Below are 11,527 nucleotides of genomic sequence, written 5' to 3' on the forward strand. Positions count from 1 at the left end.
ACTGTCCAGTAGCCGTCGATTTCTTTCAGGCCGGTAACCTCAAAGGTTTTGATATGGCGCCCTTCGCGGTAAAACTCATCACGCATAATCAGCTGACGTTCGGCATCAACATAAATTACGCGCTGGCTGTAACCGGTGCGTGGATTTTCCAGACCATTGGCGGTATGTGCGGCAATTTTTTGCAGCGTTCGGCCGTTTATTTCTGCCGTACCCTGATCTTCGTAGAGGTAATCATCGACGCGCAGACGTTCGATATCGGCGAAGGAAAAATCGGTACCCAGAAACGGGCCTTCTTTCGAGTTTGTAGCAATACGGCGCGACTGACGCAGTGCCGGTAAATACAGCCACTGGTCATCGTCTTTACCACTGGCTTCTTCGTAGCTGAACATCAGAATGCCGGTGCCGGCGGTATCGGCCGGAGCGGTGAAATACAGCACGGCTTTACGCTCGGCGCCGAATTTTTTTTCCAGCATTAACAGCTCACGTTCACGCACAAAACCATCACTCATGGTCTGTTCCAGAATCATGCGCGAACGGCGGTCATCACCGTCATCACGGTCACGTACCTGTTCCAGCAGCGCTTCCGGTTTAATGCTTTTTTCGCTGACCGCAAAAGCAGGCAGCATGGTCAGACCCAGCAGCGTAAGTGCGGCACTTTTCAGCAGTAATTTCATTATTCAGTCTCCGACGTCGCCAATGCCTGAGCGCGGCAATCCAGCACGCGGTAATCACGCGCAGACGCCTGCCAGACACTGGTATGGGTAAGTTGATATTGAGCAAGAGGAGGGGCGCTCAGTGGTGTTTTATGGCCCAGCACCACCAGCTGCAGTTGACGGAAATCCGGGCGCGCCAGCGCCTGCAGATCACGGCTGCGCAGGCTCTCGGCCATCATGTACATCTGCGCCAGAGCGGCATTGCTTTGCGGCAGGCCATTAGCATCGAGCAATTCGCCACCCAAAATGCCGCCCAGATACGACAGCAGATTCAGCGCCGAATAATTACGTCCGTGCTGGCTGTCCGGCGCACCCGGTGCGTTTTGCAATTGCTGCTGTGCCGTTGCCAGAGCCTGCAACGCGGCCACGCCATCAGCACGCTGAGGCGTATCGTATTGCCACTGGGTCATATATAAACCGGCCAGCGGCCCCTGGTTTTCCGGCACGCTGACACATTGCGTACCGGCAGCGTTCAGGCTGGCCGCCAGATGCTCACTCAGTTGCTGCAAGCCCTCTGCGGTGGCCGGTTTTTTCAGCCGCAGCCACAGATGCGTGGCCTGAGCATCAGCCGATACCAGCCGCCGCTGCACCAGCGGATGCTCTTCCACCAGCGCCTGCAGACGCTGCATACCGGCAGCGTTCAGTTCGCCTTTTTCGATAATACGGCGGAAGCGCACTTCATCCTGCTGGGCGACGATCACATTCATGCTGGCCAGGCTGTCGATGGTGCGCAGCAAGGGCTCACCGGCGCTGTCCTGCACCTGCCACAGCCCTTCAACAGCAGCCACCAGTTGCGGCAACAGTTCCGCCTGATACACGCCGTGCGGCGGGTACAGGCTGATCACCTGCCATTCGTTATCCTGTATGCCCGGCTCTGCCTGCGCCGCTGCCTGCACCACTGTAAAAGGCAGCGAGCAGGCAAACGAACAAGCCAGCAGCAGACGTTGCAGCCTACGCATTGGCAGGCTCCGCCAGACCATCGTCGGCACGTTCAGCAACACTGGCCTGTGGTGCATCCGGACGATGGAAGGCCGGTAGCACCAGCAACGCAAACAGCGCGCTGAACAGCATGGTGAGCGAGATAAAGTAGCCCAGATTCACCAGTGCCTGATAACCCGACAGCGTCAGCACCAGGAAGCCAAAACCCAGCGCCAGGGTGTTGATCAGAATCGGCTTACCGCAGTATTGCAGCGCATTGGCCACCAGCTCGGCCTGATCCTGACCTTTGCTGAGACGCAGCGCGGCGATGGTGTGAATGGCGTAGTCGATGCCGATACCGAACGAAATTGCCGCAATAATGGATGTGCCGATATCCAGCGCAGTGCCGGTTAGTGCCATCAGGGTGAATACACCCACCAGCGTGAACAGCAGTGGCAGCAGCGCCAGCAGACCCAGACGCAGCGAACGCAGAATAGCGACCACCAGCAGCGCAATCAGCACCACCGCCAGCAGCAGACTCTGGATCTGACCACCGACCACAGCATCGGTGGTGGACACCAGAATTTCACCATAACCGGCGGCGCGGATACTGACCCCGGCCGGCAGCACAGTGCGGGCTTCGTTCATCACGCGTTCAATCACGGCACCCACTTCGGATGAGCGGTCACTGTGCAGTACGGTAAGAATGCGTCCATTGGAGAAGCGGCGGTCAACCACATCAAACAGATCCTGACCGTTGGCGTTTTCGTACAGCAGGTAGTACTGCGCCAGCATCGGCTGGGTCAGGTCTGACGGCAGACGGTAATCTGCAGCACTGCCGCTGGTCTCACCTTCACCAGCACTCAGCACCTGATGCATGCGCTCGATAAAGTTCACCGGCGAAATGGTAAAGCCCACCAGCGGATCGTTATTCAGCTGCTGCTGCAGTTTTTCCACCGCCAGCATCACCTGCGGCTGCTTGAAGGCATCCACTTCTTTGCTTTCCAGCAGGAAGCTGACCACGGTGGAGCCACCGAAGTTGGCGTTGATCGCGGCGTCATCCTGACGGATACGGCTGTCCGGCTCGAAGTAACCAATCACCTGGTTGTCCACCGTCAGGTTCTGCTGGGTGTACACCAGCCCCACCACCATCAGTGCCAGCACCGCCAGCACCACGGTTTTACCATGGCCAGCGACGCGACCGAGCAGGCCCATAAAGCGGCTGATCAGATCGCTGACCAGTAAGCCAAAACGTGGCCGCGGGGCTTTCCACAGGATCACCAGCGCCGGTAAGAACAGCATGGTGACGATCCAGGCGAACATAACACCCAGACCGACGAAGATGCCGAACTCACGGATAAAGATCACCTCGGTCCAGCTCAGGGCGAAGAAACCGGCCATGGTCGTCACGCTGGTTACCAGCATCGGCCAGAACAGCTTGCGCAAAGCATCCGAGGCCGCCTGAGTACGGGCCGCACGGTCCGGGTTATCCGGCAGCAGACGGTAATAGGTGGAGAGGAAGTGGATCGCGTCGCAGACGGCGATGGCGATGATAAACACCGGCAGCATAGAGGTAACGATGTTCTGTTTTACGCCGAAAGCCGCCATGGCGCCCAGCGTCCAGAACAGCGAAATCACGGCAATCAGCAGCGGCGCAACCACACCTTGCAGACGGCCAAAGCTGAGCAGCAGCACGATAATAATCACCAGCAACACACCCGGCAGCAGGGTCTGATTATCCTGCTCCATACTGGTGGCGGTCTGCGCGGCGATCATTGGCGGGCCACTCAGGTACACGCGGTCGCTGAAGCCTTCACGCGCGGAGATATCGCTAATAATGCGGCTGATTTCACCGTAGGCCAGCAGCATCGCCGGAGAGTCGTCTTCGGCGATATTGAACTCCACCTGAATAGTGGTGGCGTTACCTTTGGGCGATATCAGGCCGTTAATAAACATCGGGTTGGCCAGTACGGCTTCACGCAGCGCCTGACGCTCGGCATCGGTCTGCGGCAGGGTTTTCATCAGCGGACGGACATCCAGACCGCCGGTAAAGGCTTCGATATGTTCCATGCGCGCCAGGCTGCGCACACGTTTAACCGGACGCAGACGCACCGCCAGATTTTCCAGCCAGGCCTTATCCGGCACGCTCAGACCTTCCTGCTGCGCCAGACGCTGCAGTACAGGAATATCCTGCGGCGTAAGGCCATCCTGCAGCAGGGCATTGACCTGCGGCATGGTCAGCACCTCTGCCGCCGCCAGTGCATTCAGGCGCTGGCTATCGGCATCGCTGATCAGCAACATACGCTCAAAGGCACGGCTCAGTTCCAGCACGGTCGCCAGACTCTGGGCGTTGAAGACATTGCCTTCAGGGTTATCGATAGCGACAAAGGCCTGCTCACCGGAGTTGGAGAACAGACGCTTGGTGTCGTGGTCGGCCACCCGGCTGGGGTGGCTGTTATCGATCATGTAGGGCGTGCTGTTAATCTGCAGCTGGCCGGCAGCGCCGAGGGCGACAACGGTTACCAGCAACAGACCCAGCATCATCAGCCAGGGATGACGCTGCACCCCGGTAAACAATTGCATTACGGCGTTCATGCGATGGCCTCCTCAGCCGGTTTGCTGAAGGCGGTGGTGCCCTGATTCTGGTACACGCCAAGGTTCAGACCTTCGCGGGCCTGCTCACCACGGCGGAAACCTTCGACCAGATTGGTCCAGATCACATGGCGGTGAATTTCGATGGTGCCACCGGCAAAGAACACGCCGATGGAGTCACGCAGCAGACGCTCAAAATACTTGTCGCGGCGGTAGCCGGAATTACCGTGAATACGGATGGCGTTGATACAGGCTTCGTGCAGGCTTTCGGTAGCGATCATCTTCACCAGCGATGCCAGACTGGAACAGTCGATACCCTGCTCCATGCTGTCCATAGCCCGCAGCAGTACACTGCGCAGCACTTCAATCTGGCAGTACATTTCGACGATCTGGCCCTGAATATACTGGTTTTCACCAATCGGACGACCAAAGGCCAGACGCTCCTGGCTGTAGCGCAGGCAGTCTTCCATCAGCGGTTCCATACAGCCGGTAATCACCAGACCGGTCAGCACACGCTCGACCAGGAAAGCGAAATACAGCACGTTCAGGCCACCGCCAACGCCGCCAACTACGGCCGATTCCGGCAGCAGGACGTTATTAAAGTTAAAGGCACCGATCGGCGTGCCACGGTTGCCCAGCAGTTCAAAGGGTTCGCTGCGCTCCAGCCCCGGCACATCGGTGCCGGTAATAAAACAGGTAACGGATTTATCACCGGCACCTTCAACATGGGCAAAGGTCATCACCACATCGGCCTGCGGCGCGTTGGTGATGTTCCACTTCTGACCGTTAATGCGGAAACCATCCAGCTCCTGAGAAGCGGCCAGCTTCATCGCCCGTACATCCGAGCCACAGCCCTGTTCGGTGATGGCAAAGGAGCCCAGCAGCTCGCCACGGATCAGCCCCGGCAGCCAGCGCTGTTTCTGTTCTTCAGTGCCGTAGCTGAGCAGACCGGCCTGCACCAGACCGACCTGAGCAACAAAGGACACCAGCACGCCCATGTCCTGACAGCCACGGGCAAAACCTTCAAGCGCGGCGGCGAATTCGCGCAGGCCCAGACCACGGCCACCGAATTCTTCCGGCATATGCAGACCAAACAGACCGCTGGCGCCGAGGTCACGCCAGATCTGACGATCAAACGTCAGGGTCACATCACGCGAGGCGGCACTCGGGCGTACGCGCTTAAGGGCAACCTGTTCGTAAAAATCACGGATTTCCTGCTGTTGTTCATTCCATACCGATTTCATAACTGAGCCTCCAATTCCTTAGCTGCGTTGCTGCGGCTTGCACTTAAGGCAGCCAGCAGTGCGTTGTCATCCAGATCGAGCAGAGCTTCTACTTCATCGGCACGCGCCTGATTAATGTCCGCCAGCAACAGCCAGAACGGACGCACATCGCGGCCAACATAACGGTGGTGATAGAGATGATCCGCCGGCAAACAGGATTCGCGCGCCGGCAGCAGTTGCGGGTTAAAACCGAAGAAAGTGAGGTTGCGCAGGGTGACGTTTTTCTCGCCGTCACCAACAAAGGCGCTGATGCCATAACGGCTATCAGAGACCACCCGACGATAAGCGGTCAGCAGCATGATACCGACACGGGCATTGCGTACCGGATCATCCAGCTCGGCTTTGGTTACCCGGCCAATTTCACGCACGGCTGCGGTTGGCAGGCCCTGCAGTTCACTGACAGCGGCATACAGATCGCGGCCAAACGCCTGCTCAACACCAAAGTGCGGACGCTCTGCGCTGGAAAACGGCAGGCTGTCAGACAACGGCGCTTTCAGCGTGGAATAACCCAGCAGCTGGCCATTGTCGGTATCGATCAGCACCAGATGCACATCCTGCGGATGCAGGTTGCTCAGCGGCTCGTGATGCAGCAGACGGCGCGCGGCCTGATCAGGGTTGATAAAACCAACACGGGCGTAATGCACAAAGGCAAAACGCAACAGTTGGCGTGCCAGCGGCCCGGCCAGTTGCTCATGGGGAATAGCAAAGGCCGAGATGCCGGCACGTTCGGTCAGCAGCTGATCGCGGTAGTTATGCAACTCCGGCATCAGCGGCAATTGGTAGTGACGCAGTGAGCGCTCAAGAAAGAACGGATCACTGTCGCCGCCCGGGCCGTTAGCCCAGGCACGCAGACCCGTGCGCAGTTCATTCAGCGCGGCTTCGTCGCGGGCCTGATCATCACTGACCCGGGGCTTGCGCATCAGGCTCCACAGGTCGACGTAGTTTTCGGTTTCAACCGCACGGTCGTTAATAATATCGAGCACCAGCGTCGAACCCAGCACACCAAATAAATTCGCCGCCAGACACAGCTGCGAGGTGTAATCTTTACCCTGCTGATGACGCGCCAGTTCGTCGAACATTTCCACCGGAATAAATTCATCCGGAATAAGACGTGCACAGGCCTGTAACGGGTCCAGCGTTGCCACTTCTTCGGCGTTCAGCAGTCCGGCCATTAATGGCAGTGTGCCATCGCGGTAATCAAACACCGGTACGTACTGCGCGGCAGCCATGTCGTAACCACAGATCACGGCTTTTTTATTGCGGTGCGCCACTTCGTGCAGCAGGAATTTCATTTCCAGCCCCGAGCGGCCGGTAACATCCACCGCATCAACAATGACATCCGCCCATTCAACCAGAGCATCGACGTTGTCGGGGGTAATGCCATTGCCGTAACCGTCGATTTGTACAAACGGATTTATCTGGCTCATGCGCTCGTGGAAAACATCCACTTTGGAGCGGCCGACATCGGTCAGTACCATATTCTGACGGTTAGCATTATTCAGTTCATAACTGCCGTTATCGGCCAGCACCAGATGCTCTGCACCGCTGCGCACCAGCACCTCAATAACACTGCCACCGGTCGAACCACAGCCGGCAATCAGGATGTGTGCATTGCGCAAACGCTGTTGTTCTTCATCGCTGATAAAACCCGCATTGCGCAGCGTAAATTCGTGATAAAAACTTTGGGCGTCTCCCGACCAGCCCGGATTTTGCTCTGCCATAATCCCCTCCTGACAAGCTGCCATTCCATCCTGAAAATTAATTCCACAGATCTGCCGGTATTGATGCGGACACGGAAAAACAAGGGTTTTTCGTTGCGTATGCCACACGACCGTTCTGCTCAGGTCTGCGGAGCCCGGATGCTAGGGAGGGCATTCATGACAGCACAACCACCGATTCCGGATTGCTGTCATGAAAAAAACTGCTGAGTTTTCTGATAATAAAAATTGTGTAAAAACTGCAATAAAAGTGACACGACCGTACAGTCAAAATAGGCGGCGGACAACGCAATAAGGTCGGTGAAATACAATACGGAAGTGGTTGATTTTTAAGCGCTGGTAAAATGAAGTTAAAAAAAACAGCGCTCATGGCGCTGTTTTTTTATGCTGTATTTTTTTCAGGCCGAAGCCGGTAATAAACGATGCAGATCGGGCGGCACCTGTGCCAGATCCCAAAGGAAACTGTCCAGTTTGAACGTTGCATTACGGATCTGATGATCAATCTGTGCCAGCTCCTGCTGTACCTGTAAAAAACGCTGCTGGCGACGCATAGCCGACAAAGCCAGTTTTACTTTTTCCGGATCGGAACCCACATACTGGCGTTTGCGCTTACCATTTTTCTGCGGCTCAATCAGATACAGATAACGCCCCTGATGCCAGAACGGAGTGGCATCAACCCTTGGCAATTGCCGCATATCATCCAGTTCGCTGAGTAAATGCGTGCGCAATACTTTCAGGCGTTCCAGCTGATCGTGAATACGTTCAACTTTATCGCCCAGTAATTGCTGATCTCCCATTCCCTGTAAATGAATCTGCTGCCGCGATAAATCGGTTACGCTCATCATGCAGCCACGGAAACTGCCATCACTGCTGGGAATTGCGGTAGCGGAAATCTGCACCCAGTGCATATCGCGGCTGCGGCTGATCAGACGGACGGTAAAACGGCTGCTGCCCTGCATGCTGAATAAACGCTGGCGTAATAATTCGGCGTCGTCGCGCGGCATCAGTTCAGTTAAGGGCCGCCCGGCCAGTTCTGCCGGAGCATAACCACAGAGACGAACCAGATACGGATTCATATAGGTGATATGTCCGCCGGCATTCACCACCAGCATGCCGTCTTCGGCAAGCTCTACCAGTGTTTCATAGCAGCGGCTGCGCTCATTGCTGGTACAGGTAGTGATTTTTGGCAGTGGCGTTTCATCCACTGCGCTGTGCGAAAAAGACACCGGTACTTCCATATCAGGATCGTACTGGCTCAGCAGGTGAATCAGATCTGCGGCACGCATTGGCCAATCCTCCGTGATACTGCGCCAAAAGACTCTGCGGCGGGAGTCACGATGCTGAATCATTTCACGCATCGTAATCCTGTCGCCAAAAGACAATAGTCACGATGCTGAATCAGCTCATGCATCGTAATCCTGTCGCCAAAAGACATTGCCCGCGATGATGAATGAGCCGGACAGGCGACGCAAGCTTCAGGCGATTTCGAGGCTGAAACCTGCACCTTTCTGCTGACTGACTTCCGCCGCCAGATCGCGGGCGGTCAGCGGATGCTCTGCCAGCCAGCCTTCCGGCAATACCAGTTGCAGACGATCGCCCTCGCTGCGCAACAGCGGACAGGGAACCGGATGCGCGCCACGACTGTGATTGAGCACCACCGCCAGACGCAGTAAGCGCGTGATCTGAATCATCGCCGTGCGGCTGGCCGGAGCGATTTCGGAAAAACACTCAGGCAGAAATTTACGCCGGTGGCTGCGAACCATGGCCGCCAGTTTGGCTTGCCCCTGACGGGTAAAACCGAGTAAATCCGCATGTTGCACTAAATAAGCGCCGTGTTTATGGAAGCCACTGTGCGCAATGCTCAGACCGATTTCATGTAACTGTGACGCCCAATCGAGCCAGTAACCCCAGCCGTTATCGAGCTTCCAGTCTTTCTGTACCTGAGCAAACAGGGCGCGCGCCATTTCTTTCACCCGCTGCGCCTGAGCAGTATCGACATAAAAGCGCTCGGCCATGGCCTGTACCGTACGTTCGCGGACATTCTCATGGGTAGAACGCCCGACCAGGTCCCACAATGCGCCTTCGCGCAGCGCTCCATCGGAATAAATCATGCGTTCCAGACCGAAGGTATCGAACACCGCCTGCAGAATCGCCAGTCCGCCGATAAATACCTGACGCCGTTCCGGTTTCACTCCCGGCAGACTGACATCATCTGTAGTGGCGTATTGCAGCATCTGTTTGCGCAGTTTTTTCAGCCCGGCAGGCGTGATGCCTTCCGCTTCCCAGCCGTTTTCCACCAGTGCCTGTTCCGCCGCACGGATAGTACCGGAGGAACCCACCGCGCTGTGCCAGCCCAGCTGTTTGTAATGGGTTTCGATGTTCAGCAGTTCCTGACGCGCCGCATCAACGGCGTCATCAAAACGCGCTTCGGTTATCACGCCATCCGGGAAAAACTGTTTCGTATAGGAAACGCAGCCCATATGCAGGCTTTCCAGCGCCTTGGGTTCAAAGCGTTCGCCAATAATAAATTCGGTACTGCCACCGCCGATATCCACCACCAGACGGCGACCGGCATCGTCAGCCAGCGTGTGCGCCACACCGAGATAAATAAGGCGTGCTTCTTCGCGCCCGGCAATGACTTCAATCGGGTAACCCAGAATCTCTTCAGCGCGTTCAATAAACTGCTGACGGTTGCGCGCCGCGCGCAGTGCATTGGTGGCCAGCACACTCACCCGGCGTGGTTCCATGCCCTGCATAAACTGCGCAAACTCGCGCAGGCACTCGAGTCCGCGCTGTTGCGCTTCTTCCGACAGAATGCCACGTTCATCCAGACCGGCAGCCAGCTGAACCTTCTGACCACGACGTTCAAGGGTACGTATTTCGCCCTGAAACTCCTGTGCGATGACCATATGAAAACTGTTGGAACCCAGGTCCACCGCTGCGATCAGATCGTTCATCGCGCCAGTGTTATCTGTCATAACTACTTTCCTGAATACTGGTAACCCTGCACCGCGAATACACCGGATGCGGGTTTATGCTCTGCCGGAACAGACTTTAAAAGTGCTGCCGCCGACCCCATTTAGCGAATAAGACTGAATATGCAGCCAGCGACATCCTACGTCCAGCGGAGAATCGGTAATTGATTCCAGACAAAGCCGGCGTACAATGCGGGGCTGCGAAACTTAAATTCCACAGGGGAAACACATGAGCGACAACATCCTGACCGTAACCGACGACTCCTTCGATGCCGATGTACTGGGCTCTGACGTACCTGTACTGGTTGATTTCTGGGCTGAGTGGTGTGGTCCGTGCAAAATGATTGCGCCGGTGCTGGAAGAGATTGCCGAAGAATATGACGGCAAACTGAAAATCGCCAAACTGAACATCGACCAGAACGAAGCCACTGCACCTAAGTTTGGCATCCGCTCTATCCCTACCCTGATCCTGTTCAAAAATGGTCAGGCAGAAGCCACCAAAATTGGTGCGATGAGCAAATCTGAACTGGCTGCTTTCATCGAGCAGGCTCTCTGATAAGCCATTGCCTACCTTGGTAGCAGCTTGTTTATAAAAAGGCGCCACAGGCGCCTTTTTCTGTAGACACCCAAAAACAATGTGTCTATAGTCTGTTGATGTTCGGGGTTCCCCCACGCATTCCTCTCTTGATGAATCATCAAAAATCCTTCAATAACTGCAATAAACACCAGCCCTTTATGAATCTTTCTGATCTGAAACTGAAGTCCGTTCCTCAGCTCCTGGAAATAGCCAAGGAGATGAATCTTGAGAACGTCAGCCGCACCCGCAAACAGGACATTATCTTTGCCATCCTGAAACACCACGCGAAAAGCGGTGAAGACATCTACGGTGATGGCGTACTGGAAATTCTTCAGGATGGTTTTGGCTTCCTGCGCAGTGCCAACAGCTCCTACCTTGCAGGCCCCGACGACATCTACGTGTCACCGAGTCAGATCCGTCGTTTTAACCTGCGCAAAGGTGATGAGGTTGCCGGTAAAATCCGCCCACCGAAAGAAGGCGAACGCTACTTCGCGTTACTGAAGGTTAACCAGATTAACGGCGATAAGCCGGAAAACACCAAATCCAAAGTCCTGTTCGAAAACCTTACCCCACTGTTCCCACAAGAGCGTTTTGTCCTCGAACAGGGTAACGGCTCTACCGAAGATTTATCCTCCCGTGTACTCGACCTGGTTGCGCCAATCGGTAAAGGCCAGCGTGGTCTGATCGTGGCACCGCCAAAAGCCGGTAAAACCATGCTGCTGCAGACCATTGCACAGTCAATTACCCGCAA

At 55.9% G+C, this 11,527-nt stretch carries 9 protein-coding genes; 2 read left to right on the forward strand and 7 right to left on the reverse strand.

What is annotated here, in order from left to right:
• From B3P58_RS00660 to ppx, 7 genes are all read right to left on the reverse strand, one after another.
• On the reverse strand, window positions 1-674 hold a 674-nt coding region (locus B3P58_RS00660; RefSeq protein ID WP_286715253.1), incomplete at its 3' end, for an outer membrane lipoprotein-sorting protein.
• On the reverse strand, window positions 674-1,672 hold the full coding sequence (locus B3P58_RS00665; protein ID WP_286715256.1) for a hypothetical protein: 999 nt from the start codon (window positions 1,670-1,672) through the stop codon (window positions 674-676). The genes B3P58_RS00665 and B3P58_RS00660, both read right to left, overlap by 1 nt.
• On the reverse strand, window positions 1,665-4,226 hold the full coding sequence (locus B3P58_RS00670) for an efflux RND transporter permease subunit (RefSeq protein ID WP_230331002.1): 2,562 nt from the start codon (window positions 4,224-4,226) through the stop codon (window positions 1,665-1,667). Before B3P58_RS00670 ends, B3P58_RS00665 begins: the two co-directional genes overlap by 8 nt.
• Window positions 4,223-5,467 (reverse strand): acyl-CoA dehydrogenase family protein, encoded by a 1,245-nt coding sequence (locus B3P58_RS00675; protein ID WP_225691185.1) that lies wholly within the window; start codon window positions 5,465-5,467, stop codon window positions 4,223-4,225. The genes B3P58_RS00670 and B3P58_RS00675 overlap by 4 nt, the downstream gene beginning before the upstream one ends.
• Complete coding sequence (locus tag B3P58_RS00680; RefSeq protein WP_186435831.1) at window positions 5,464-7,227, reverse strand: HesA/MoeB/ThiF family protein; 1,764 nt, start codon at window positions 7,225-7,227, stop codon at window positions 5,464-5,466. Before B3P58_RS00680 ends, B3P58_RS00675 begins: the two co-directional genes overlap by 4 nt.
• A gap of 395 nt (window positions 7,228-7,622) precedes the next feature.
• Window positions 7,623-8,510, reverse strand: a complete 888-nt coding sequence (locus B3P58_RS00685) for a PAS domain-containing protein (protein ID WP_286715264.1) — start codon at window positions 8,508-8,510, stop codon at window positions 7,623-7,625.
• 189 nt (window positions 8,511-8,699) lie between these two features.
• Window positions 8,700-10,202: an exopolyphosphatase gene (gene ppx / locus B3P58_RS00690; RefSeq protein WP_225691188.1), complete on the reverse strand. Its 1,503-nt coding sequence runs from the start codon at window positions 10,200-10,202 to the stop codon at window positions 8,700-8,702.
• A 226-nt stretch (window positions 10,203-10,428) separates the two neighbouring features.
• Here ppx and trxA point away from each other — a divergent pair, with 226 nt between their 5' ends.
• Both trxA and B3P58_RS00700 read left to right on the forward strand, forming a co-directional pair.
• Window positions 10,429-10,755 (forward strand): thioredoxin TrxA, encoded by a 327-nt coding sequence (trxA, locus tag B3P58_RS00695; protein WP_145467618.1) that lies wholly within the window; start codon window positions 10,429-10,431, stop codon window positions 10,753-10,755.
• Between the two features lie 179 nt (window positions 10,756-10,934).
• A partial coding sequence (locus tag B3P58_RS00700; protein WP_286715267.1) for a Rho termination factor N-terminal domain-containing protein occupies window positions 10,935-11,527 on the forward strand: 593 nt, incomplete at its 3' end.

Origin of the sequence: Thalassolituus sp. UBA2009 (genome assembly GCF_002335285.1) — a bacterium.
GTDB classification, from domain to species: Bacteria; Pseudomonadota; Gammaproteobacteria; order Pseudomonadales; family Oceanobacteraceae; genus Venatoribacter; species Venatoribacter alkanivorans.

Coding starts and splice junctions, on each gene's coding strand:
- B3P58_RS00670 (WP_230331002.1), bottom strand. CDS start 4,226: ATGAACGCCGTAATGCAATTGTTTACCGGGGTGCAGCGTCATCCCTGG.
- ppx (WP_225691188.1), bottom strand. CDS start 10,202: ATGACAGATAACACTGGCGCGATGAACGATCTGATCGCAGCGGTGGAC.
- B3P58_RS00680 (WP_186435831.1), bottom strand. CDS start 7,227: ATGGCAGAGCAAAATCCGGGCTGGTCGGGAGACGCCCAAAGTTTTTAT.
- B3P58_RS00675 (WP_225691185.1), bottom strand. CDS start 5,467: ATGAAATCGGTATGGAATGAACAACAGCAGGAAATCCGTGATTTTTAC.
- B3P58_RS00685 (WP_286715264.1), bottom strand. CDS start 8,510: ATGCGTGCCGCAGATCTGATTCACCTGCTGAGCCAGTACGATCCTGAT.
- trxA (WP_145467618.1), top strand. CDS start 10,429: ATGAGCGACAACATCCTGACCGTAACCGACGACTCCTTCGATGCCGAT.
- B3P58_RS00665 (WP_286715256.1), bottom strand. CDS start 1,672: ATGCGTAGGCTGCAACGTCTGCTGCTGGCTTGTTCGTTTGCCTGCTCG.